The sequence below is a fragment of the Arthrobacter sp. NPDC093139 genome (assembly GCF_044754165.1).
Lineage (GTDB): Bacteria > Actinomycetota > Actinomycetes > Actinomycetales > Micrococcaceae > Arthrobacter.
On the sequence record NZ_JBIVOO010000004.1, the window covers coordinates 350471 to 375141 of the forward strand.

General features: G+C 66.1%; 20 protein-coding genes. 4 read left to right on the top strand and 16 right to left on the bottom strand.

What is annotated here, in order from left to right:
* Positions 1-52: 52 nt before the first annotated feature.
* Positions 53-673 (bottom strand): GNAT family N-acetyltransferase, encoded by a 621-nt coding sequence (locus tag ACIP90_RS09500; RefSeq protein ID WP_400578857.1) that lies wholly within the window; start codon positions 671-673, stop codon positions 53-55.
* 6 nt (positions 674-679) lie between these two features.
* On the bottom strand, positions 680-1585 hold the full coding sequence (gene galU, locus ACIP90_RS09505; protein WP_400578858.1) for a UTP--glucose-1-phosphate uridylyltransferase GalU: 906 nt from the start codon (positions 1583-1585) through the stop codon (positions 680-682).
* A gap of 89 nt (positions 1586-1674) precedes the next feature.
* Here galU and ACIP90_RS09510 point away from each other — a divergent pair, with 89 nt between their 5' ends.
* The 3 genes from ACIP90_RS09510 to ACIP90_RS09520 all read left to right on the top strand — a co-directional run bounded on the left by ACIP90_RS09510 (position 1675) and on the right by ACIP90_RS09520 (position 3570).
* Positions 1675-2286, top strand: coding sequence for a 5-formyltetrahydrofolate cyclo-ligase (locus tag ACIP90_RS09510; protein WP_400578860.1), 612 nt, complete (start codon positions 1675-1677; stop codon positions 2284-2286).
* Between the two features lie 147 nt (positions 2287-2433).
* Positions 2434-2700 (top strand): FmdB family zinc ribbon protein, encoded by a 267-nt coding sequence (locus ACIP90_RS09515; protein WP_400578861.1) that lies wholly within the window; start codon positions 2434-2436, stop codon positions 2698-2700.
* A 129-nt stretch (positions 2701-2829) separates the two neighbouring features.
* Positions 2830-3570, top strand: a complete 741-nt coding sequence (locus ACIP90_RS09520; RefSeq protein ID WP_400578862.1) for an RcpC/CpaB family pilus assembly protein — start codon at positions 2830-2832, stop codon at positions 3568-3570.
* A 16-nt stretch (positions 3571-3586) separates the two neighbouring features.
* Here the strand turns inward: ACIP90_RS09520 and ACIP90_RS09525 are convergent, their stop codons facing one another.
* The 14 genes from ACIP90_RS09525 to ACIP90_RS09590 all read right to left on the bottom strand — a co-directional run bounded on the left by ACIP90_RS09525 (position 3587) and on the right by ACIP90_RS09590 (position 23290).
* The gene (locus ACIP90_RS09525) at positions 3587-3820 is read right to left on the bottom strand and encodes a hypothetical protein (protein WP_400578937.1); all 234 of its coding nucleotides are present in this window, start codon (positions 3818-3820) and stop codon (positions 3587-3589) included.
* Complete coding sequence (locus ACIP90_RS09530) at positions 3817-7830, bottom strand: AAA family ATPase (RefSeq protein WP_400578864.1); 4014 nt, start codon at positions 7828-7830, stop codon at positions 3817-3819. The genes ACIP90_RS09525 and ACIP90_RS09530 overlap by 4 nt, the downstream gene beginning before the upstream one ends.
* Positions 7831-8025: 195 nt before the next feature.
* Positions 8026-9615 (bottom strand): glutamine-hydrolyzing GMP synthase, encoded by a 1590-nt coding sequence (gene guaA / locus ACIP90_RS09535; RefSeq protein ID WP_400578865.1) that lies wholly within the window; start codon positions 9613-9615, stop codon positions 8026-8028.
* Between the two features lie 79 nt (positions 9616-9694).
* Positions 9695-10198, bottom strand: a complete 504-nt coding sequence (locus tag ACIP90_RS09540) for a DUF3817 domain-containing protein (protein WP_400578867.1) — start codon at positions 10196-10198, stop codon at positions 9695-9697.
* Positions 10195-11037, bottom strand: a complete 843-nt coding sequence (locus tag ACIP90_RS09545; RefSeq protein ID WP_400578869.1) for an SURF1 family protein — start codon at positions 11035-11037, stop codon at positions 10195-10197. The genes ACIP90_RS09540 and ACIP90_RS09545 overlap by 4 nt, the downstream gene beginning before the upstream one ends.
* Before the next feature lie 62 nt (positions 11038-11099).
* Complete coding sequence (locus ACIP90_RS09550) at positions 11100-11588, bottom strand: PTS sugar transporter subunit IIA (protein ID WP_400578872.1); 489 nt, start codon at positions 11586-11588, stop codon at positions 11100-11102.
* Positions 11589-11638: 50 nt separating this feature from the next.
* Complete coding sequence (locus ACIP90_RS09555) at positions 11639-13390, bottom strand: glycerol-3-phosphate dehydrogenase/oxidase (RefSeq protein ID WP_400578873.1); 1752 nt, start codon at positions 13388-13390, stop codon at positions 11639-11641.
* A 90-nt stretch (positions 13391-13480) separates the two neighbouring features.
* A complete protein-coding gene (locus ACIP90_RS09560) occupies positions 13481-14617 on the bottom strand; it encodes a GuaB3 family IMP dehydrogenase-related protein (RefSeq protein WP_400578875.1) in 1137 nt (378 codons plus the stop codon).
* Positions 14601-16487: an ABC transporter ATP-binding protein gene (locus tag ACIP90_RS09565; protein WP_400578877.1), complete on the bottom strand. Its 1887-nt coding sequence runs from the start codon at positions 16485-16487 to the stop codon at positions 14601-14603. Before ACIP90_RS09565 ends, ACIP90_RS09560 begins: the two co-directional genes overlap by 17 nt.
* Positions 16488-16633: 146 nt before the next feature.
* Positions 16634-18145, bottom strand: a complete 1512-nt coding sequence (gene guaB / locus ACIP90_RS09570) for an IMP dehydrogenase (RefSeq protein WP_400578879.1) — start codon at positions 18143-18145, stop codon at positions 16634-16636.
* Between the two features lie 191 nt (positions 18146-18336).
* Positions 18337-20469: an acyltransferase family protein gene (locus ACIP90_RS09575; RefSeq protein ID WP_400578880.1), complete on the bottom strand. Its 2133-nt coding sequence runs from the start codon at positions 20467-20469 to the stop codon at positions 18337-18339.
* A gap of 192 nt (positions 20470-20661) precedes the next feature.
* Positions 20662-22272: a chaperonin GroEL gene (gene groL, locus ACIP90_RS09580; RefSeq protein ID WP_400578882.1), complete on the bottom strand. Its 1611-nt coding sequence runs from the start codon at positions 22270-22272 to the stop codon at positions 20662-20664.
* Positions 22273-22356: 84 nt separating this feature from the next.
* Positions 22357-22650 carry a co-chaperone GroES gene (gene groES / locus ACIP90_RS09585; RefSeq protein ID WP_214837451.1) on the bottom strand — a complete coding sequence of 98 codons (294 nt, stop codon included), beginning with the start codon at positions 22648-22650 and terminating at the stop codon, positions 22357-22359.
* 229 nt (positions 22651-22879) lie between these two features.
* On the bottom strand, positions 22880-23290 hold the full coding sequence (locus ACIP90_RS09590; protein ID WP_400578884.1) for a hypothetical protein: 411 nt from the start codon (positions 23288-23290) through the stop codon (positions 22880-22882).
* Between the two features lie 52 nt (positions 23291-23342).
* Here ACIP90_RS09590 and ACIP90_RS09595 point away from each other — a divergent pair, with 52 nt between their 5' ends.
* Positions 23343-24572: an SAM-dependent methyltransferase gene (locus ACIP90_RS09595; RefSeq protein WP_400578886.1), complete on the top strand. Its 1230-nt coding sequence runs from the start codon at positions 23343-23345 to the stop codon at positions 24570-24572.
* The last annotated feature ends 99 nt before the right edge of the window (positions 24573-24671 follow it).

Here is a 24671-nt window from a genome sequence, read left to right on the forward strand (position 1 = left end):
GCGCCTCTCAAATCATTGGACTTAAGGCCGATAAGTCCACGGCGGGCGCCGCTCAGGCCGGCCTCGAACGCAGCCACCTGTTGAGAAGTCCTTCCGGAACTTCCTCAGCCGTCAGGGCAAAAGACCGGTGGTCCGCCCATTTCCCATTGATGTGCAGGAACCGGGGCCGGTAGCCCTCGTCGCGGAAGCCGAGCTTTTCCACGACCCGCAGGCTGGGTCGGTTTTCCGGGCGGATGTTGATTTCCATCCGGTGCAGGCCCAAGGTCTGAAAGCAATGGTCGGTGGCCATGGCGACGGCCGTCGGCGCGATGCCCTGGCCTGCCCGCGCCTCATCCACCCAGTAGCCCAGAGTGGCCATCATGGCAGAGCCCCAGATAATGGAGGACACCGTTAACTGGCCCACGATGACAGGATCCCGGAATCCCGGTGTCCATGCAGTAATGAGGAAAGGGAGGGCTGTGCCCTGGGCTGCCTGGGTGTTCAGCGACCGCACCATTTGCCGGTAGTCGGGAAGGGCTCCGCCGGGGGCCGGATTGGAAGCCTCCCACGGGGCCAGCCAGTCGCTGTTGCGCGAACGGACCGCAGTCCATTCCTTACGGTCCCGGTACCTGATGGGACGCAGGACGATGTCACCACACTCCAGTGTGACCGGCCAGATATGGCTGACCCTCATGGGGAATTAGTGGGTGAGGCCGGCAGCGAACTTCGGCAGCCACTCGCGAAGGCCAGGTCCCAGGTCATCGCTGTCAACGGCCAGCTGGACGCACGCCTTGAGGTAGCTGAGCTTGTCCCCCGTATCGTAACGCCGGCCGCGGAAGACGACGCCGAACACACCGCCGCCTTCACCGTCCCTGCTGGCCAGTTCCTGCAGGGCATCCGTCAGCTGGATTTCGCCGCCGCGGCCCGGTTCCGTCCGTTCCAGCACATCGAAGACGGCGGGGTGGAGGACGTAGCGCCCGATGACGGCCAGGTTGGAGGGGGCATCCGCGACATCCGGCTTTTCCACAAGTTTGTTGATCCTGACGAAGCCTTCGCCGTCGATCTCCGAGATGTCGGCGCAGCCATAGGCGCTGATCTGGGAGGGTTCCACCTCGATGAGGGCCACAACAGAGCCGCCGGTCTTTGCCTGGACCTCGATCATGGTGCTCAGGAGTTCGTCGCGGGCATCGATCAGGTCGTCGCCGAGCAGCACGGCGAAAGGTTCGTGGCCGACGTGCTGGCGCGCGCGCAGCACTGCGTGGCCCAGGCCCTTGGGGTCGCCCTGGCGGACGTAATGGATGTCGCCCAGATTGCTGGCAGCCTGGATGGACTCGAGCTTGGCGGTGTCGCCCTTGGCTTCCAGCGTTGCTTCCAGCGCAGGAACCCGGTCGAAATGGTCCTCGAGGGCACGCTTGTTTCGCCCGGTGATCATCAGGACATCGCTCAGGCCTACCTGTACAGCTTCTTCGACTACGTACTGGATGGCCGGCTTGTCCACCACCGGGAGCATTTCCTTGGGCATGGCCTTGGTGGCAGGCAGGAACCTGGTGCCGAGTCCCGCTGCGGGGATGACGGCCTTGCGGACTGAAGGATTAGTGGAAGTCACTCGACTAATGTAACGGAGGGAACATTCATACAGTAAATGCTTCCGGCAGTGGCTTGGCCGGGATTCCGTGCAGCAAAGGATGGCACACCATGTCGCAAACGACCCGGCAATCGAAGGATGAGATCCGTTCCCGGCACCGGACAATCCGTCTGGGCCTGCAGCCTGAGGCCCTGTCCGCAGCCGCCTCAGGGATAGCCCGCCACGGCCTGTCCTGGGCTGCCACCATCGCGGACGGCAGGCCGGCGACGTTTACCGCGTATCTGGGCGTGGCCCACGAGCCGCCCACCCTCGCGCTGATAGCGGCGCTTCACGAAGCGGGCCACAAAGTACTGCTGCCGGTATGCGAGCCGGACCGCGGGCTGAGCTGGGTGTTGTGGAATCCGGACAGCGAGTTTGTCCGGAGCCGGTACGCGCCCATCAAGGAACCGGCCGGAGAACGCCACGGCTTGGAGGCCATCCGGGGGGTGGCAGGACTCTTCCTGCCGGCGACGGCCGTGGACATGAGCGGAAACAGGATCGGACAGGGCGGCGGGTATTACGACAAGTTCCTGGCGGACGCCGAAGCCGCGGGCCTGCAGGCGCCCAGGGCTGCGGTCATTTACGACTCCGAACTCCTGCCCGCGTCGAGCATTCCTGTTGAGGGGTTTGACCGTCCCGTCGACGCGGCACTGACGCCCTCGGGCCTGGTCCGACTTTCCTGATGCAATCTGCGGGAAGATGCTAGAATTGGCACTCAGGCCCTGCGACTGCTAATGGAGTTGTTTCTGCACGGAGATCCCGCAAGGAGTTCCGCGCAGTGGCACCCCCGCAGCACGGGACCTGTCGTTTGTCCAAGAGGAGGATCTTCAGTGCCCACGTATGCCTATGCCTGCAAGGATTGCAGCCATGCCTTTGACATCGTGCAGTCATTCACTGACAGCACTCTGACAGCCTGCCCCCAATGCGAGGGAACCCTGCGCAAGAAGTTCAACAGCGTAGGCGTGGTCTTCAAGGGCTCTGGCTTTTACCGGACGGACTCCCGGGACACGAAGGGCAGCACGGTGTCACCGTCCCCTGCTGCCTCCTCTCCGGCGCCGGCCGCTCCTGCAGCCGCACCGGCCGCTGCCGCCAGCTAGACGCTCTGTCCCTTCCCACGGCTGACCGCCACGTTGCGGTTATCCACATACGGGCATTTTGCCGGGCCACTTTCCACATGGGGCCGGCTTACACTGCCGCCCGGGGCCGGGGTTCCATAGCGTGGCAGCATGCCAGCTCTCGGACTGCCTCCCGTTAGAACCTTCCGCCCTGCCGCCCGCGCCCGCAGAGGCACTTCGGCGTCCGGACCTCCCGAACGCCGCAGGCCGAGCCGTCTGCGGGGCTGGCTGAACCGCAACCGGCGCCTTGCCGTAGCGCTGCTGCTGTGTGCGGCGGCCGGTGTCACGGTCCACCAGCTGACCCCGGCCCCGGCACACACGTCCCCGGCCCTGGCCGCAGCACGGGACATACCGGCGGGAGCCACTCTCGGCGGGAGCGATGTGGCAGCAGTTAATGTCCCGCCCCACATGCTCTCCACCGGCACGCTCACCAACGCAGCGCAACTCAGCGGAAAGCAGCTGGCCGCACCGCTCCGGAAGGGACAGCTGCTATCCGACACCCAGCTCGTGGGGCCAGGCCTGCTGATTGGGTCGCCGCCGGGATCAGCCGCCGTCCCCCTGCGCATGGCGGACCCCTCATCCATCCAGCTCGTCTCCCCCGGCATGCTCATCGACGTCGTCCTGACCAGCGGGCCAGGCCTCGACCAGCAGTCCCCGTCCAAGGTCCTGGCCAAGGCGGTACCGGTGCTCTGGACCTCGGCGCGCGAGGGGCAGGGCGGCCAATGGCTTGCCGCCGGGGACTCCGACGGCCTGATGGTGGTTGCCGCCACGCCGGCGCAGGCAAGCGCTCTGGCGGGAGCTTCAACCCAGGGAAAACTCTTCTTCGTCCTCGTGGGCTCCAAGGGCCGGTGACGCCGCCGGGCTGCGGCTAACCCCAGTGCGGGGGCTTCTGCTCCTTGAGCCAGGCGTCGTGGTCGTTGTCGGACTCCGGGTCACCCCAGGCCCGGGGATCGTCCTCCGAAGCCTTGTTGGGCACTGCACCGCCCGGCGTCACCGGAGCTGGGGTCGTGCCTGACGCTGGGGACTTGGCCGGTGGGGTGCTTTTTTCGCCAGCCGGGCCGTCGCCTGTGCGGGCATCATGGTCTGCTGCATGCGGGCTCACTGCGCGTTTTCCTTCCTGTCCGGCAGGCCGGCGTCGTAATCGTCCTCGCCGTCCTCGTCCTGGTCCCCATCCTGGTCCCGGACATCCTCGACGCTGCCGTCTTCGAACTGGCCGTCGTCGAACTGGCCGTCATCGAACTGACCGTCGTCGAACGTGCCGTCCTCCTCCGGAGCTGGCCCATAGGAATCGTCGTCCAAGCCTGTGACATCCTCGTCGAAGAAGCCCGGTGAGGCCACAGCCCGGACGGGCGGCGCCGGCTTCTCGAGTCCGAGGTAGCCGCCAATCCGGTCGGCGCAGGCCGAAGGATCCGTGAACACCTCAATCGTCCACAGGGGCATATAGCGCCAGCCGAGACGCTCCAGAAGCTGTGGACGGAGCCTGCTGCGTTCGCGGACGGTCATCTGGCGGTACTGCTCGGTGCCGTCGGACTCGATGGCCACGGGCCGCGGGATCTCGGCCTCGTCCTGGCCCATCGTGCTCAACGGATCGGCCGCCGCCACGACGTCAATGACACCGTCGTACTGGTGCCAGACGCGTGCACCACGTGCCCTGAGCCGGTCTCCCAGGTCAGCCACGAGCGGATCCGCACCCAGCGCCTGCTCACTTGCCGCTGCCCGCGAAGCCGGCGTTCCGAGGTCGGTGTTGCCCGAGATCTCGCGGTCCAGCAGCTCGTATAGGTCGATGGCGCCATGGGCCAGCCGGTTCCTGTCCAGGTCCTCCGGCTTGAAGCAGGTCAGAACATGCAGGGACTGCCGTGCGCGGGTCATGGCCAGGGCAAACTTGGCGCGGCCTCCCTCGGCGGAGAGCGGACCAAAGTTGTGCAGTGCCCGTCCATGGGGCGTCCGGCCGTAGCCGGGAGAGAAAATGACGTGGTCACGAACCAGCCCCTGGGCCCGCTCCAGATCCACCACGCGGAATGATTCCTCGCCTGCCGTGAAGAATCCAGAGAGCCCCGGATAGTTGGGAAGCTGCAGGCGGATGGCCTCGCCGATCCTCGCGGCATGCCGCAGGCTGGCAGTGACGACGGCCAGGGATGTGCGCGGACGGAGGCGGGCGTGCTCGAACACCAGCTCAACGACGCGGTTGACCTCGGCCACGACTGACTCCACGCCTTCGTGGTCGGCGCTGGGAAGTCCGGTGCCGTCCGGCAGGTACTCAACCAGCAGGGCCCGGTCCAGGCCCGTGGCGGACTGGCCTTCGGGCAGGCGGCGGAGACCGCCGTCGTAAAAGCCCTTGCTCAGCTGCAGCACCAGGTCCTCGTCCACGGCGCGGTAGACGGAGTGCAGCCGCCACGTCGGAAGGACCTCTGACAGGGCGCTGAAGGCGCTCTCCACACTCTGGTGCGTCGGTTCGCCGGCGGCGAGCCGCTCCACCGCCACCGTGAACGTACGGGGGCTGGCGATCTTGTCGTCACCGAAGGCAATAACCTGTTTGGCGCGGGCCACGGCAGGCAGGACAGCCTGGAGCGAGGTCGCCTCGGCGTCCAGAATCACCACCGCGTCGAACTTCTGCTCGGCCGGGAGGAGCCCGGTCATCAGGTAGGGGCTGACCGACCAGACGGGCACCAGCATGGGGACCAGCGCGGGGGCCTGGGCTGTCAGCGCCGCAAGGGTGACCCGTCCGTCCTTGAGGAGGCTCCGGAGAAGGTCAGCCTGGCGCGGGTTCTCCGCGATCCCGGCACGCCAGCGCTCGGCAAGCTGCCACCGCAGGCGTCCGGCGCCGCTGGCGATGTGGGCGTTGTCCGCGAGCCGGTACTCGGCTTCGAGCTGGCGCAGGGCGTCGCCGTCGGACATCGCGAGGTAATCATCACCGCTGATCATCGCTTCAAGCGCTGACTGCCACCAGGCCAGGTCGAGCTCGGCGGCGACGGACTCGGCAGGAACCTCCCGTTCAGACAGGTCGGCGAGCAGCTCGCCAAGGCCGTGCTCGCGCATGTTCTCGATGAGGAGTGTGCGCTCCGGCAGTGTCTTGAGGGTCTGGGAGTCGGCCACGAGCCGCTCGAGCCGCTCCATCAGTTCCGGATAGGGGGTTTTTTCGAGCGCCCCGCCGGCCGCGGTGTGCCGCAGCGCGTCCCCGAGCAGCTTGAGTTCCCGGGTGAGGCCGCGGTACATGATGCTGAGCTCGGCAAGGCCCGAGGGCACCGCCGGATGCCGCTGCGTCGTGGCGTAGTCGGACCACAGCGCGCGCTGCTCCTGGACCAGCACCAGCGAGCTGTGAAGGTCGGAGATGTGCACACCCGGGCGGACGTACTCCTTGGCCACCCGCCGCAGGCGCGACCGCTGCATGGAGGGCATGTCGATGCCGTGTTCCCGGCGCCAGGCCGAGGAGGCGGTGGCCGAGATGAGGTCATGGACGGGCCGGTCGAAGATGTCCGGGGTGAACTTGTCCAGGCTTTCGCGGACGGCCACGAGCAACCTGAGCTGGGCGCCCCACTCGGCGAAGTTCGTGCCAAGCCGGATCTCGGCGTGGTCCGCCACTTCCTTCATGCGTTCGTGCAGCACAGGCAGCTTTTTCTCCACCGCACGCGCCAGGTCGTGGGCTTCTTCGGTCTCCTTGCGCGTCACGAGACGGGCGCCGTGCCACGGGCTCGACGTCGAGGACTTGCTGAAGCTGCCGAGTTCCGCAGCGCGCTTCAGCCTGCCGGCGAGTTCCTCGCGGTCCCGGATGCTGTCCAGCACGCTGCGCTTCAGGCGCACGGTCGTGGCCGGGGCGGGCTGGATGGATGTCAGCTCCGCCAGGGACTGCATCGCCTGGTAGGGCGAGCAGCCCCACCGTTCACGGACGTTGTGCAGCGACGCCACGTGGTCCATCAGGGCGTGGCGGTGCTCCGTGAGGGTCCTGTGCAGGTTGCCCAGGTGCGGCTCGGCTGACTTCTCGTTCCGCATGATGGCCCGGACCAGCTGCCCCTTGAGCTGCTGCGGCGTTGCGCTGCCCGAGAGCTGGAACAGGACGGATTCCAGGCCCAGGCCTTCGAACTTCGCGGCCACTTCGTTGAGGCTGGCGCGCCGGTCCCCCACCACGAGGACGGTTTTGCCTTCGTCCACCAGCGCGCCGATGGTGTTGATGGCGGTCTGGGTCTGGCCGGTGCCCGGCGGGCTGCTGACCAGCAGCGAGTCCCCTGCCCGCACGGCGTCGATCACGTACTGCTGGTCGGCGTCGGCGTCGAGCAGCAGCAGTTCGTCGGCGGGATCCCGCTCGTCCACGCTCGGGAAGCGCCCCGGCTGCAGCTCAGGCACCTCCTGTACCTCGCCGGCAGCCGCCCGGGCCAGGGAGGCCACGAGGGCATTCTGCTGGTTGATCCAGGGGTCGTCCAGGTTGCCCGCAAGGTCCGCGAACGTGGACACCAGCAGGTTGTGCTCCACCTCCGCGCCGTGGATGGGTTTGACGAGCGTGCTGAGTCTGTCCAGCACCGGCTGGGGATCGAAGCGTGCCGTGCTGTAGGCCATCCTGGTGACGGCGTTGACGTCGAAAACGATGCCGTGGATGGTCTTCAGGTGACGGATGAGCGCCGGGTTGATGCGGGCCTGCTCGGTGAGCTGCAGTTCGTAGTCATCTTCCCCGGGCCTGATGGTCAGTGAGATGGCGGTCAGCATGACCGGCGCCGAGACGCGCTGCGGCTTGCCCCCGACGGCGGATGTCCACACCACCGTGCCGGCGGACAGGTATCCGGCTTCGATGCCGCGGTCGTTGGCCAGCTCGAAAATTTTGGAGCGAAGATTCCGGGACGCGCGGGCGGCGACGACGTACTGCTGCTGGTCGCGGATCAGCGTGGACAGCCTGGTGCGGCGTCCAGCCATGAGCTGGGCAAGGCCAGAGGGGTGGGCGTGCGTCAGGTCGATGGAACCCTCGGGGGTTTTGGTGAAGCGCAGCATCGTGTCCGCCCCGGTGACGGGCTTGAGCCCGGAGAGCCACTTTTTGAGCTCTTCCGAACCTTCCAGGTCGGCCTGACCAACTGACACTACTGCCTTCTTTTCTGCGCTTGCACGTGACGCCATGGACCATACGGGCATAGTTTCGAGCGTAGCCGGAAACCGCCGCCCGCGAGAGACCGCAACACTGGAACGGGCTAAGTTGCGGCGCATTTCACCCAGTGCCGGCCGTGGGCGGCAAGCGCAGGGTCGACAGCGGCCACATGGCACGGTCCCACGGTGTGGTCTCAAAAGCGGAGCGGCCGGCCTCCTTTCGGAGGCCGGCCGCTCAGACTGCTATTCCCACTCGATGGTTCCCGGCGGCTTGCTGGTGACGTCCAGCACCACGCGGTTGACGCCGTCGACCTCATTCGTGATCCGGTTGGAGATCCGGGCCAGCAGGTCGTACGGGAGGCGTGACCAGTCGGCCGTCATGGCGTCCTCGGAGGACACCGGGCGCAGCACGATCGGGTGGCCGTAGGTCCGTCCGTCACCCATGACGCCAACGCTGCGGACATCCGCAAGCAGCACGACGGGCATCTGCCAGACGTCGTTGTCGAGGCCGGCGGCAGTCAGTTCGGCGCGGGCGATGGCGTCCGCCTTGCGCAGCAGGTCCAGGCGTTCCTTGGTGACCTCACCGACAATCCGGATCCCGAGACCGGGCCCGGGGAACGGCTGGCGGCCGACGATTTCCTGCGGCAGTCCGAGCTGGGCGCCGACGGCGCGCACCTCGTCCTTGAACAGGGCACGCAGCGGTTCGACCAGCTCAAACTGCAGGTCCTCCGGCAGTCCGCCCACGTTGTGGTGGCTCTTGATGTTCGCAGCACCCTCGCCGCCGCCGGATTCGACGACGTCCGGGTACAGGGTGCCCTGCACCAGGAACTTGATCTTCTCGCCGTGGGCCGCGGCCTCGGCGATGATGGCCAGCTCGGCTTCTTCGAAGGCACGGATGAATTCGCGGCCGATGATCTTGCGCTTGGTCTCGGGATCGCTGACTCCGGCAAGGGCGGCCTGGAAGCGCTCCTGCTCGTTGGCCACGTACAGCTTGACGCCGGTGGCGGCGACGAAGTCGCGTTCGACCTGTTCGGCCTCGCCCTCACGCAGCAGGCCGTGGTCCACGAAGACACAGGTCAGCTGGTCCCCGACAGCTCGCTGGACCAGCGCGGCGGCGACGGCCGAGTCCACGCCGCCGGAGAGGCCGCAGATGACCCGGGCGTCACCGATCTGCTTGCGGATCCGTTCGACCTGCTCTTCAAGGATGTTGCCGGTGGTCCAGTTCGGTTCCAGCTTGGCGCCCTTGAACAGGAAGTTCTCCAGGACCTGCTGGCCGTAGGCCGAGTGCTTGACCTCCGGGTGCCACTGCACGCCGTACAGGCACTTCTCTTCATTGGCGAACGCCGCAACTTCAGCGCCCGCCGTCGTCGCGAGTACTTCGAAGCCCTCCGGGGCTTCGTGCACGGAGTCGCCGTGGCTCATCCACGTGTTCTGGTGCTGGGGCATCCCTTCCAGCACGGACCGGCCTTCGCCAAGGATGGTGGTCTGCGTGGACCCGTATTCCCGCAGGCCGGTTTTGTCCACCTTGCCACCCAGGGCATTGGCCATCGCCTGGAAGCCGTAGCAGATGCCAAAGACCGGGATGCCTGCCTCGAAGAGGTCGGCGCCGACGCTCGGAGCGCCGTCGGCGTAGACACTGGAGGGTCCGCCCGAGAGGATGATGGCGGCAGGGTTCTTGGCCAGGAGCTGCTCGGTGGTGTAGGTATGCGGAACCACTTCCGAATACACATTCGCTTCCCGGACGCGGCGGGCAATCAGCTGCGCGTACTGGGCACCGTAGTCAACAACCAGCACCGGCTTCTGGGAAGTCTGGGATGCAGTGGGAGTAGTCACCGTCCTAGACTACTTTGCGCCGTTGCCCCGACGCACCTTGAGAGGCCCCGCTGTGACGCACGAAACGTCACCCGCCGGCCTAGTAGCGGCTGGCTGCCTCCGGGTTGGCTGCGAGCTCGGCCTCCACCTCGGCGTGGAACTTCTTCTCCACGATGAAGGACAGGAACGGCACCACGCCGCCGAGCGCCAGCAGGATCAACTTAACGAAGGGCCAGCGCATGAGGGTCCACAGCCGGAAGTTCGACATGAGGTACACCACGTACATCCAGCCGTGGACGATCAGCACGGTCACGGACAAGTTCACGCCGCCGAGGACGCCCTTGGGTTCGGCGTCGGCAAATCCAAACGCAAACGGCTGGCCGGTCACGGCGTTGGTTCCGCCGGCGAACAGGTACTGGCCGAAGCCGTAGCGTGCCACCAGCTCCGCGCAGAGCAGCAGCAGCATGGCACCGGTGAGGTAGGCCATGACCTTGTAGAACTTCAGGGCAGAGCGGATCTGCGCCTGCGTGCCGCCGAAGCGGCGCTTCTTCGGTCCTGCTCCCGTTGAGCTCGACGGCTGCACGGCAGGCTTGGGTTCAATCATGGCTGTACCTTTTGTTGGGTCTCGTTTGGTTGGGTGGGTGCCGGTCCGGCATGGCCGTGGTCCTCATGCTCCTCGAGGCTGCGCTGGTAGTCGTCCTTGACCAGCCGCCACCAGATGAAGAGGGCGAAACCGGCGAAGACGATCCATTCCACGGAATAGAAGAGGTTGAGCCAGTTGACCTTTGCCGGCGGAGGCTGGGCGCCGATGTTGAGCGGTTCGAGGCCCCCCGCGGCGGCGGCAGCACCGACGTCGGACGTTCCGGACATCTCCGCCGTGGCGGAAACGAAGGCAGGGTAGCTGCTGACGTTCCAGACGTTTATGAGCTCGGCCACGGAGACGGCGGATGCCTGTCCCGGCGCGGGGGCCTTGCCGGGAACAGGTGCCTCGGACGGCAGGAGCCGTCCGGTCAGGCGGATGGTGCCCGACGGCGGGTCTTCGGCTTCGGCGGGGTCAGCCACCCAACCGCGGGCCACCGGTATCCAGGTTTTCGGGGACACTGCCGCGCCCTTAAGTGCGGGGGCGCCGTCGACGGCGAAGGCCGACACGACCCAGTAGCCGGTCTTCCCGCTATGGAGCCGGCCCGGAATGATCACCTGCTTGGCGGCGTCATAGCTGCCCGTGGCCGTGACCATCTGGTCGGCGACGGAGCCACGGAAGAATTCCCCCGGCTGCAGCAGCCCCGTGAGGTCCTTGACTTCCTCGGTGGTCGGGCTGACCGGCACCTCGGGCTGCGTGGATCTGCCGAACTGCCACTGGCTGAGCAGCACGAACACACCGGAGACGACGATCGCAAAGACCAGGCCTGCGATCCACCGGGGCTGGAGGGCTGTTTTCCACACCCCTTAACCGTACTTCGTCTCTGTGTAGAACAACGAAACGGCTGGTGGGGCCTGCCCAATCTTCAGTGGTCGAAGAAGACCAGGCTCGAGTTGATCAGCTCCGCGATCACTTCTGCGTCGTAGGCCCTGCGCAGCGAGTCCCGGAAGGATTCCTTGGAGAGGGACCTGGCGAGTGTGGCCAGCACTTCCAGATGGTCAGAGAACGAGCTCGCGGGCGTGGCGATGAGCAGCACCACGTCGGCGGGACCGTCGGCGGCGCCGAAATCGAGGGCCCTTCCGTACTTGGCAATGCCAATGGCGATGGACGTCCGCGAGACAAACTCACTGCGGGCGTGGGGCAGCCCCACGCCCCCGGGAAGGCCCGTGGCCAGCTGGTGCTCGCGGGCGTTGACGTGCTCCAGGAATCCTGCAAGGTCCGAGATCCGGCCGGCGTCGTATAGTCTGCGGGCAAGCTGCTGTGACGCATCCAGCTTGTCCGTCGCGTCCATCTCCAGAATCACCATGTCCGGTGTGGTGAGCTCCGCATCGTAACGGTCCAGTGCTTCCGCCAAGTGGTGTCCCTTCGGTGAGGCGTGGGCCCCTTGCGCGGCGGATGGCGAAATCAGCGCAGCGGCACGATGTCCTCTACACCCAGGCGGGCAGCGTCTGCCGACTCGTCGTCCGGCTGCTGCTGGCTGAGTCTTTCGGCTTCCACCCGCGCAAGGTAATGCTTGATTTCGCTTTCCCGCTGCGCATCGCTCCAGCCAAGAATTTCTCCCATAAGTTTAGCGACTACCGGCGCAGCAGAAACACCACGGTCCCAGGACTCAATGGAAATGCGGGTTCTCCGGGTCAGCACGTCCTGCACATGCCTGGCACCTTCATGGCTGGCCGCGTAGACCGCCTCTGCCTGCAGGTAGTCGTCTGCTCCGGGCAACGGCTCCGCGAGGTCCGGGTTGTCATGGATGAGTGCCAGCACCTCCGGCGTCATGGCCCCGTACCGGTTGAGCAGGTGTTCCACGCGCGCCACATGGACGCCGGTTTCCTCGGCGGTTCTGTTGCGCCGGTTCCACGCCGCCTTGAAGCCGCTGGCGCCCAGGAGAGGGATGGTCTCCGTGCAGCTCGGCGGCACGCGTTCGTCCATGCTCCGTGTGGCCTCGTCCACGGCGTCCTTGGCCATGACCCGGTAGGTGGTCCACTTGCCGCCGGCCACCACGACGAGACCGGGCAAGGGATGGGCCACCACATGCTCGCGGGACAGTTTGGCCGTGGAGTCGTTCTCCCCCGCCAGCAGTGGCCGCAGGCCCGCGTAGACGCCCTCCACGTCCTCGCGTGTCAGCGGTCGCTTGAGGACGGCATTGACGTGCTCGAGCAGGTAGTCGATGTCCTTGCTGGACGCCGCCGGGTGTGCCTTGTCCAGGTGCCAGTCGGTGTCCGTGGTGCCGATGATCCAGTGCCTTCCCCAAGGGATGACGAACAGCACGGACTTCTCGGTGCGCAGGATGAGGCCGACGGTGGACTGGAACCGGTCCCGCGGAACCACCAGGTGGATGCCCTTGGAGGCGCGGACCTTGAGCTGGCCGCGCTCGGTGATCATGGCCTGGGTTTCATCCGTCCAGACGCCGGTGGCGTTGATAACCTGCTTGGCCCGGATTTTGAAGCTGGAGCCGTCCTCATGGTTGACCACCTTGGCACCCACCACGCGTTCGCCTTCGCGGAGGAAGTCGACGACGGCCATCTGGTTTACGGCATGGGCACCGTAATGGGCGGCCGTGCGGACGAGGTTGGCCACGTATCTGGCGTCGTCCACCTGCCCGTCGTAATAGCGGATGGAGCCCACGAAGGCGTCGTCCTTGAGACTCGGCGCCGCCCGCAGGGTGCCGCGCCGCGTCAGGTGCTTGTGGAACGGTACACCGCGTTTGTGGCCTCCGGAGATGGACATGATGTCGTAGAGGGCGATGCCCGCCCCGACATAGGGCCGCTCCAGGAACGGCCTGGTCAGCGGATAGAGGAACGGCACCGGACGGGCGAGGTGCGGCGCCAGCTCCGACAGGAGCAGCCCGCGTTCCTGCAGCGCTTCCTTGACGAGCCCGAAGTCCAGCATCTCCAGATACCGGAGCCCGCCGTGAATGAGCTTGGAGGAGCGGGAGGAGGTGCCCGCCGCCCAGTCGCTGGCCTCCACGATGCCGACACTGAGGCCCCGTGTGATCGCGTCGAGGGCAGCGCCGCAACCTACGATTCCGCCGCCGACGATGAGGATGTCGAGTTCCTTGCCTGGCTGCGTCGTGGCCTTGAGTGCCGCGACGGAGGCTTCCCTGGCCTCCGGCCCCAGGGCTCCCCTGGGTGCGGTCGAACCGCCGGCGAAACTGGTCATGATGCGCCTCCTACCTCATCGAACGTCGTAGTTCACCAGACTACTTGTTACCTCTGCCGATGGGCAGGGCGCGGCTAGGGGCGGGAGGGGTCAGTACCCCGCGTACGGCGACACGACGACGTCGACCCGCTGGAACTCCTTGAGGTCCGAGTAGCCGGTGGTCGCCATGGACCGCCGCAGCGCCCCGATCAGGTTCGACGTGCCGTTGGTGTGGTGGCCGGGCCCGAAGAGTACCTCTTCGAGGGGACCCACCGTACCGACGTTGACGCGGTCGCCGCGCGGCGATTCGAGGTGGTGGGCCTCCTGGCCCCAGTGCCAGCCCCTGCCCGGTGCTTCGTCGGCACGGGCCAGTGCGGTGCCGAGCATGACGGCGTCGGCGCCCATGGCGATCGCCTTGACGATGGCGCCGGAGCTGCCCATTCCGCCGTCGGCAATCACGTGGACGTACCGTCCGCCTGATTCATCCATGTAGTCCCGGCGCGCGGCGGTAACGTCCGAAATGGCCGAAGCCATGGGCGAGTGGATCCCCAAAGCCCGACGGGTGGTGCTGGTGGCGCCGCCGCCAAAGCCAACGAGGACGCCGGCAGCACCGGTGCGCATGAGGTGCAAAGCGGGCGTGTAGCCTGCCGCGCCGCCCACGATAACGGGCACGTCGAGTTCGTAGATGAACTGCTTGAGGTTCAGCGGTTCGTGGTCTTTGGACACGTGCTCGGCGGAGACCGTGGTTCCGCGGATGACAAAGATGTCGACGCCGGCGGCCACCACGGTTTTGTAGTGTTCCTGTGTGCGCTGGGGCGTCAGCGATCCGGCGACCGTAACGCCGGCGGCCCGGATTTCTGCCAGCCGGGACGTGATCAGGTCAGGCTGGATCGGTGCCCGGTACAGCTCCTGCATCTTTCGGGTGACGGCGGGGCTGTTCCTTTCGTCGTCGAGCTCGGCGATCTGGTCCAGAACCGCTTGCGGGTCCTCGTACCGGGTCCAGAGCCCTTCGAGGTCCAGGACTCCCAGTCCGCCGAGCCGACCGAGGGCGATGGCCGTCGCCGGCGACATGGCGGAGTCCATCGGAGCGGCGATGACCGGCATGTCGAACTGGTAGGCATCAATCTGCCACGAGACGGAAACGTCCTTGGGATCACGCGTACGACGGTTGGGGACGATCGCGATGTCATCCAGGGAGTAGGCACGACGCCCACGCTTGCCACGGCCAATCTCAATCTCGTAAGTCACGTGACCACTTTACTTGACCGGTGCCGACTCCCTGGCTCAGCTGCGATTCGAACATCCTGAAGTAGCGTCCGTGCAGCGCCACGAGTTCCTTGTGCGTGCCCTGCTCCACGATCCGGCCGTCCTCCAGCATGTAGACGATGTCCGCTTTCTCGATGGTGGCAAGGCGGTGGCTGATGGCGATGATGGTGCTGCTCCGGTCCGCGAAGAGCCGGGTGAAAATGCGGTGCTCGGCCAGTGCGTCGATCGCGGAGGTCGGCTCGTCCATCACCATGAAGGAGGCGTTCCGGTAGAAGTTCCGGGCCATCGCCAGCCGTTGCCACTGCCCGCCGGAGAGGCCGCTCCCCTTCCGTCCCCGCGGATCCTCCATCCAGTTGCTGACGTGGTTATCCAGGCCGTTGGGAAGCTTGTTGATGAAGTCGAGCGCTTCGGCATCCGCCGCGGCCTGGCGGATCCGCGCGTCGTCGCGGGGCGAGTCGACATCGCCGAAAAAGATGTTCTCCGCTGCGGTGGCAAACTCATACTTCAGGAACTCCTGGCTGAGGACCGCCAGATGGCGGTGCCATGAGGTGACGTCGACGGCGGCGAGGTCAACGCCGTCGAGCAGCACCTGTCCCGAATCGGGCCGGTAGAGCCCCGCCAGGATCCTGATCAGGGTGGACTTGCCGGCACCGTTTTCCCCCACGATCGCTATATGCTGCCCCTCCCTGATCGTCAGGGAGATGCCCTTGATGACCTCCAGCTCACTGCCGGTGTAGGTGAACCGGATATCGCGCAGTTCAACTTTTTCCGGAGCGTTGAGCAGCGGCGGCGAATGGTCGGAGTGCACCGGCAGCGCCATGAACAGCTCATAGTCCTTGAGGTTGGCCAGGTCCTCGTCGATGGAGCTGAGGGAGGAGACCAGACTGTTGGCGGTGGACAGCGCACGGCTGACGATCTGCTGCACGTACAGAAACTGCCCCACCGGCTGGGCACGGGCGATGATCTGGCCCACCACCCAGATCAGGGACACGACTTCCGCGCCGTACTGCAGGGCGTCCGCCGCCAGCTGTTTCGGAATGTAGCGCTTCTGGAAATCAAGCCGGCGCCGTTCGTCCGCGTCACGCAGCCGGGAACGCAGGTCCATGAGGTAGCCCACTATCCCGTACAGCCGCATTTCGGCGATGTGCTGCGGGCGCAGGAGGTTGGTCTCGATCATCCTGCGCTGGCGGCGGGAATCCACCTGGGTGTTCCAGTGGGCAATCTGCTCGCGGGACAGTTTGAACTGGAGGTAGACACTGGGCACGATGGCCACCAGGACGATCACGGCGATCCACCAGCTGACCAGCAGGAGGGCGCCCACCGCCAGGATCACGGAAACCAGCTGCGTGAAGATCGCAGCGATCCGGTCCAGGACCCTGGCATACGAATCAGAGAACCTCTTGGCGCGGTCGTAGAGATCCACGGTTTCTTTGTCGTCGTAGCGCCAGAATTCCAGGGCGAGGAAGCGCTCATACATGAGGTCGCCCACGATCGCGCCCACCTTGAAGCTCATGAGCTGCTGGATGTAGCGGTCCACGCTACTGAAGCCGCCCCAGAAAAGACCGAGAGCGGCGGTGATGATGACGTAGACGACGGCCTGCTGGCCCGCGGCCGCGTCCCCGGAGTACGCCGCGGCGAGTGCTGTGGTGGTCAGCGCCGCAAAGTAGGTGGTGACGAGGGGCAGCGTCGCGGAAATCAGTGAGCCCGCGACCTTCATGATGACCGCCGCCGGCGAGGCCCGGAAGCTGACCCGCAGCACCTGAGCCACTGCCCGGGCGTAGGGCCTTACGGCAAGCCTGCGCCGGGGGTCCCGTTTGGGATTGAGTTCGGCGGGATGGACTGGTGCGGACATGGCTTCAGCCTAGTCCGCACCACTGCTGGGCCTACGGCGCCCCGGGTTCCCTGGCCGCAGCGAAGCAAGGTCAGGGAAGCGCCGGTGGGCCCACGGCGCCCGGGTTCCCTGGCCGCAGCGAAGCAAGCTCAGGGAAGCGCCGGGGATCAGCGTGAGCCGTAGTTCGGCGCCTCGACGGTCATCTGGATGTCGTGCGGGTGGGATTCCTTCAGGCCGGCCGGGGTGATCCGGACGAACTTGCCGCGTGCCTTCAGTTCGGCGATGGACGGGGAGCCCACGTAGAACATGGTCTGGCGGAGGCCGCCCACGAGCTGGTAGGCGACAGAGGCCAGGGGCCCGCGGTAGGCCACGCGGCCTTCGATGCCCTCGGGGATGAGCTTGTCGTCACCGGAGACGTCAGCCTGGAAGTAGCGGTCCTTCGAGTACGACGTGTTCTTGCCGCGGGACTGCATGGCGCCCAGCGAGCCCATGCCGCGGTAGCTCTTGAACTGTTTGCCGTTGACGAAAATCAGCTCGCCGGGGGACTCGTCACATCCGGCCAGCAGGGAACCGAGCATCACGGTGTCGGCACCGGCGACCAGCGCCTTGCCGATGTCGCCCGAGTACTGGAGGCCGCCGTCAGCGATCAGCGGAACGCCGGCCGGTATGGCGGCCTTGGCGGACTCGTAGATGGCGGTGATCTGGGGAACGCCCACACCGGCCACTACACGGGTGGTGCAGATGGAGCCCGGGCCGACGCCCACCTTGATGCCGTCGGCTCCGGCGTCGATGAGCGCCTGGGCGCCTTCGCGCGTGGCTGCCTGGCCGCCGATGATGTCCACGTGTGCCGCGACGGGGTCCGACTTGAGCCGGCGGATCATGTCCAGCACGCCCTGGGAGTGGCCGTTGGCGGTGTCCACGAAGAGGGCGTCCACGCCGGCGTCGACGAGCTTCATGGCCCGGTCCCAGCCGTCGCCGAAGAAGCCGATGGCGGCACCGACGCGCAGCCGGCCCTCGTCATCCTTCGTGGCCAGCGGGTACTGCTCGGCCTTGGTGAAGTCCTTGGTGGTGATGAGTCCCTTGAGGCGGCCCTGCTCATCAACGAGCGGCAGCTTCTCGATCTTGTTGGTGGCCAGCTTGTGCGACGCTTCATCGCGGCTGATCCCCACATGGCCGGTGACCAGCGGCATCTTCGTCATGACGTCGCTGACGAGGCGGATCGGGTAGTCCGATTCCGGCACGAAGCGGGTGTCCCGGTTAGTGACGATACCGAGCAGCCGGTTGCCGTCGTCGACCACTGGCAGACCGGAAACGCGGTACTGGGAGCAGAGATCGTCGAGCTCCTGCAGCGTGGCCTCGGGGCGGATGGTCAGCGGGTTGGTGATCATGCCCGACTCGCTGCGCTTGACGCGGTCCACCTGGTCGGCCTGGTCGTCGATGGACAGGTTGCGGTGCACCACGCCCAGGCCTCCCTGGCGTGCCATGGCGATGGCCATGCGGGACTCAGTGACGGTGTCCATCGCGGCGGACAGCAGCGGGGTCTGCACCGTGATCCGCTTGGAGATCCGGGAGGACGTGTCGGCATCTGACGGGATGACGTCGGTGTGGCCGGGAAGCAGCAGGACGTCGTCGTAGGTCAGGCCAATGAAGCCGAAGGGGTCATGTTCGGGCTGGGTCATGAGTGCGCCTCTTACCTTGGGTATGGGTTCACGGGTAGGGGTTGCAACTGATGACCAGCCCGTCATTACGGGACTGGCCTGTGCAGAAGTGTTGAATAAATTCTAGAACCTCCGCGGCGATCCCCATATTCCGGAACGGCTTTGTGAGCAATGGCACGTGACGGCGGCCGCCGCCGGTTTCTCAGAGCCTGCTATTTCCAGCCAGTGGCGGCCAGCAGCCGCTTCTCGAACATCGGAATCATGGACTGCACGTACGTCTTGGTGAGGTGGTTGTCATCCTTATAGACGTAGACGTTGCCGACCACCGCCGGGCAGGTGCCGTCGGCGCAGATGAAGTCGCTCATGTCCATCAGGTGGAGCCCGTCCACCTTGCCCCGGTAGTCATCCAAGGGTGATGACAATGCGAGGGACTCGGCGAGTGGGGCGTTGCACTCGGGCGCCTGGGCTCCATACTTTTGGACGCATTCGGGCATGTTGATGGCGAAGCGGGGGTTGTCCCGGATGCCCACCACGTCGATTCCGGCGTCAGTGAACGGCTTGATGCCCTCCACGTAGCCCGGCACTTCGGTTTCGAACGGCGCCTCCTTGTGGGTCAGCGACGCCACCGTGAACACGGCATCCGGCCTGTGTTCCATCACGTAGGCGGCACTGGCCCGGTTGAACGCGTTGCACTCGGCATCGCGCTCCGGCGATTCCGCACCGAAGCGGCAGTTTCCTTTGAGCAGCGTGACCACTTCCCAGCCGTGGTCCCGGGCGATCGGCCCCAGCGCGGCCATGTACTGCTGGGCGTGGGAATCCCCCAGCACCACAATCCGCTTCTTCACGTGCTCCGGCCGGCTGTTTTGCAGGCATCCCGAGAGGAGCGGGTCGGTGGGGACGTTTCCATCCGTGCACAGGCCGTCGATGTCTGCCCATTCGTTTTTCATGGCCGCGGGGGCGGGAATGACCGTGGCTTTCGGGGTGGGCTTGCCGGCGTTTTCGGGCGCTAGAGCGGCGGCGCCGGGGGTCAGTTCGCGCGGCTGCGCTGCGGCGGCCGCTTCGTCCGCCGTCAGCCTGGTCTGCCAGAGAGAGACGGGGCCGGCCAGCAAGGCGCCGCAGGCAACGATCACGACGGCGGTCCGCCAGGCCCGCAGCTGCGGCCAGTGCCATTCCCGCAGCGGCTTTTCCACGAAGCGGGTGGTGAGCACGGCAAGGACCACGGAGGCGGCCACGATGGCCAGGCCCTGCACCAGGTTGGGCTTGTCGATTCCGGTGCCGGCCAGCGCCAAAACCAGGAGCGGCCAGTGCCAGAGATACAGCGCGTACGAGTTGTCCCCGAGTGCAACCAGCGGCCTGGAGCTCAGGACGCGGTCCACGCCGAACCGGCTGCCGCTCTGGCCCGCGACGATAATGGCTGCGGCCGCCAGCGTGGGCCACAGTGCGATGAAGCCTGGAAAGGACCGGTCCACGGTCAGCACCAGGCCGCAGGAGATCATGGCCGCCAGCCCGGCCCAGCCCAGCACCACGCGCGCTGCCTTGCCCGGCTTCAGATATGGCAGGGACAGCGCCAGCAGCGAGCCGAGCGCGAACTCCCAGAGCCTGGTCCGGGTGTCGAAGTAGGCGTAGGCCTGGTTGGTGGCGGTCTGTTCGATGGAAAAGATCAGGGAAGCGATGAAGATCCCGGCGAAGGCCACGAGCAGGATGAGCCGGTAGCTGATGTCCCGCCGGCGCCTGAGCAGACGCCACACGAGGGCGGCCCCGGCGAAGATGAGCGGCCACAGAATGAACACCTGGCCCTGGATGGACAGGGACCAAAAATGCTGCAGCGGGCTGGCGCCCGCGTGGTTCTGGGCGTAGTAGTCCACCGCGGTGTCCGCGAGCAGCCAGTTCTGCCGGTACAGCAGTGAGGCCCAGGCCTCGTTGAGGACGTCCGGCCAGCGGCTCTGCGGAATGACCAGCCAGGTGCCCGCCAGGACACCGAGAATCACCACGACGGCGGCAGGAATCAGCCGCTTGAAGAGGTGCAGCCAGTGGCTGACCAGGCGCAGTGGCCTGCCGTTTTCGACTTTGCGGACAAAGGACAGCGTGAGCAGGAAGGCGGAGATCAGCAGGAAGATGTCTACCCCGCCGGAGACGCGTCCCAGCCATACGTGGTAGGTGACCACCATGAGGACGGCGAGGGCGCGGAGCCCCTGGACCTCGGGGCGGTAGCCCTGCTTTGCCTTCACCTGAGCGGAGCGCGTGACCTCACCGGCATGATGGTGTGACTCGTTCCCCCGCTGGCCCGTCTTTCTCGCTACTGGCACAGACAACCCCTCAAAGCCGGTGGCACACAAAACATCCATGTTACCAATTCGTGATCTTTGCGGCCAAACCGGCAGCTGCGTGCGGCGTGTCCCTCGCCAGGGCCGGGGGCAGAATCAGCCTGATCACACTGCACGTCAGCGGATTTCCACAGCAGGGATTTCCACAGCAAAAGAGCCGGCCCAGCGATGCTGGGCCGGCTCTTTGGGGCTGCCGCCGTGCGGGGCTGCAGCCTAGTGGCTGTGGCCTGCGTGCTCGTCTTCCTCGGCAGGCTTCTCGGCAACAAGGGTCTCGGTGGTGAGAACCAGCGCGGCAATGGAAGCCGCGTTGCGGAGGGCTGCACGGGTGACCTTGACGGGGTCGATAACGCCCGCTGCGATCAGGTCCTCGTACTCGCCGGACTTGGCGTTGAAGCCATTGTTGGTTTCGAGTTCGGCAACCCTGGCGGTGACGACGTAGCCGTCATGGCCGGCGTTCTGCGCGATCCAGCGCAGCGGCTGGACCAGGGCACGGCGGACGATTCCAACAGCAGCTGCCGCGTCACCTTCAAGGGCCGTCACTGCCGGGTCCTCGTCGAGTGCCTTCAGGGCGTGGATCAGCGCGGAACCGCCACCGGCCACGATGCCTTCTTCGAGGGCAGCGCGGGTGGAGGACACGGCATCTTCGATGCGGTGCTTCTTTTCCTTCAGCTCAACCTCGGTGGCAGCGCCAACCTTGATTACGCCGATGCCGCCGGCCAGCTTGGCCAGCCGCTCCTGCAGCTTTTCCTTGTCCCAGTCGGAGTCGGTGCGGGTCAGCTCGGCACGCAGCTGGGCAACGCGCGCCTCTACGTCCTCGGCCGAGCCGGCGCCGTCAACGATCGTGGTGTTGTCCTTGGTGACCGTGATGCGGCGGGCGGTACCCAGCACCTCAAGGCCGACGGAGTCCAGGCTGAGGCCCAGCTCGGGGGAGACAACCTGTGCACCAGTGAGGGTGGCGATGTCCTGCAGCATGGCCTTGCGGCGGTCACCGAAGCCCGGAGCCTTGACGGCAACGACGTTCAGGGTGCCGCGGATGCGGTTGACGATCAGCGTGGACAGGGCCTCGCCCTCGATGTCCTCCGCAATGATGAACAGCGGCTTGGAGCTCTGCAGGGCCTTTTCCAGCAGCGGCAGGAATTCCTGGACAGCAGAGATCTTGCCCTGGTTGATCAGGATCAGGGCGTCCTCGAGGACGGCCTCCTGGCGCTCCGCGTCAGTGACGAAGTACGGGGACAGGTAACCCTTGTCGAACTGCATGCCCTCGGTGAGGACCAGCTCGGTCTGGGTCGTGGAGGACTCCTCGATGGTGATCACACCATCCTTGCCGACCTTGCCGAACGCTTCGGCCAGCAGCTCGCCGACCTCGTCGCTCTGCGCGGAGATCGCAGCCACGTTGGCCACCTGGGTGCCCTCGACGGGACGGGCGTTCTCGAGCAGGCGTGCAGCAACGGCTTCGACGGAAACCTCGATGCCGCGCTTGATCTGGCCCGGAGCGGCACCTGCAGCAACGTTGCGCAGGCCTTCCTTGACCAGTGCCTGCGCGAGCACAGTAGCCGTCGTGGTGCCGTCGCCGGCCACGTCGTTTGTCTTGGTGGCTACTTCCTTGGCCAGCTGGGCGCCAAGGTTTTCGTAGGGGTCATCCAGTTCGACTTCACGGGCGATGGTCACGCCGTCGTTGGTGATCGTGGGAGCGCCCCACTTCTTGTCCAGCACGACGTTGCGGCCGCGGGGACCAAGCGTCACCTTGACCGTGTTGGCGAGCTTGTCGATGCCGGCTTCAAGAGACCGGCGGGCAGCGTCGTTGAACGCAAGCTGCTTTGCCATGGTTTGTCCTTTCAAGACAGAACCCCGTGCTGCCGACCGGTCTGATGAAAACAGACAGGATCAGCGGCACGGGGATCCAGAGAGTTACTTAACGACGATCGCCAGAACGTCGCGGGCAGACAGCACGAGGTACTCTTCGCCGCCGGTCTTGACTTCAGTTCCGCCGTACTTGGAGTAGATAACGACGTCGCCGATGGCTACGTCGACCGGAACGCGGTTGCCGTCTTCGAAGCGGCCGGGGCCTACTGCGACAACTTCGCCTTCCTGCGGCTTCTCCTGCGCGGAGTCCGGGATGACCAGGCCGGAAGCCGTGGTCTGCTCGGCTTCGAGCGGGCGGACAACAATACGATCCTCAAGAGGCTTAATAGAGACCGACACTCGGACCTCTCCTTTTCGTCAGCAAATTCATGGGCAGTAAAACTGTGGTGCGTTGGCAGCAGACCGTCGTCGCGGTGCCGGCAGCAGCCAGGCTGGCAGTTCTTCTTGTGTTAGCACCCTCCTAGGGAGAGTGCTAATGATGACTCTATGTAAGGGGTTAGCACTCGGTCAAGGTGAGTGCCAGATGTTCATCTGCGGTGAACAGCCCTAAGTGCCGGAAAGCCGCTGTTCACCGGCCAGCCAGGGCATCAAATCCGACATCCTCGCCGCCGTCGTCGTCGCTTTTTGGCGAATTTTTACGCTGGCGGACGAGGACGACGGCGGCGCCCGCGGCGGTCAAGGCCGAGACCCCCAGGACCACCACGCCTCCGACGCGTGCCCCCGCATACAGGTCCCGGATCTGGCGGGCTTCGTCGGTCGCATCGTGGATGTCTTTGCCGCCCACCGAGTAGACGGTGGAGTTGAACGAGTCCAGCAGGAAGATGATCACCAGCAGCAGGAGGCAGACGATGGCGACAGCGACCCCGGCAATCAGCGCCGGGCGCGCATACCGGAACAGTTGCGGGTAGCGGGCCACCTCGGCAGGAGCATCGGGAGAACCGGCAGGCTGATCTTGACTGGGAGTTGCACTGGAGTCCATTCAGTCCACCCTATCGGGCACGCTCGCCGGTCCCTCCACTAGGCTTGAAGGCATGTCTGACGCACCGCAGGACCAGATCGCACAGCTCCTCACCGAAGAAGGATGGCAGCTGCTGGCCTCGCTGGGGCCCTACCGCGAGGATGAGTCCTTCGCGCTTAATTCCAGCCTCCGGAAGGAGGGGCACTCCCCCGATCTGGTGTCGGCTGTGCTCACCCAGTCCAGGCTGCGGACCAGGGCCGAAGCCAAATTCGGCGAATTCGCCCGCCAGATGCTCTTCACCCAGGCCGGCCTCGAGCAGGCAACCCGGCTCAATGTGGCGGCCAGGCATGCCCAGCGCTTCGCCGAGGCGGGCATACGCCACGTGGCCGACCTCGGGTGCGGCCTGGGCGCGGACGCCATGGCGCTGGCGTCGCTGGATATCGCCGTCACGGCCGTGGAGGTCGACGAAACAACGGCCGCGTGCGCCACCATCAACCTCATTCCGTTTCCGCACGCCACAGTGGTGCATTCGGATGCGACGTCCGTTCCCCTCGGTGACGCCGACGGCGTGTGGCTGGATCCGGCCCGGCGCACCACATCCACGTCCGGGACCAAAAGGATCTGGGACCCGGAGGCCTTCTCGCCGCCGCTGTCCTTCGTGGAATCACTCGCGGCCTCCGGGCTCGCCGTGGGCGTCAAGATGGGGCCGGGCATGCCGCACGATTCCATCCCGGCCGGCTGCGAGGCCCAGTGGGTTTCGGTGGGCGGCGACGTCACCGAGGTAACGCTCTGGTTCAACGCCGTTGCCAGGCCGGGGATCCGGAGGGCCGCCCTGCTGCTCGGTCCGCAGGGGGCCGCCGAACTCACCAGCGCGGAGGATTTCGACGGCGGCCCTGTTGCGCCCGTCGGGCCGGTCCAGGGCTACATCTACGAACCCGACGGCGCCGTGATCCGTGCGGGTCTCGTGGCCGACCTGGCCCTGCAGTTGGGCGGGCACCTCGTGGACGAACACATCGCATACATCTGCGCGCCGGAAGCAGTGGACACCCCCTACGCCCGGGCCTACAGAGTCCTGGAGGTCATGCCGTACAGCGTGAAGGGGCTCAAGGCCTGGGTGAAGGAGCACGGCATCGGCGTGCTGGACATTAAGAAGCGCGGCACGTCCGTCACCCCCGAGGAGCTCCGGAAGCAGCTCCTCCCGGCGGGCAAGGGCAGTGGAAAGAAGGCCGGCAAAAAGACAGCCACCCTGGTCCTCACCAGGATCGGTGACGAGCGGGTGGCCGTCTCCGTGGAACCGGTCTAACCCGCGTCTCCTAATGGGGTGGCGATGTAAGGCCGCGCGCAGAGGACTGTCTGGTAGGTCTCGCAGTGTGTTCTGCAGATGGCTCGCGGTCGGGCGGGC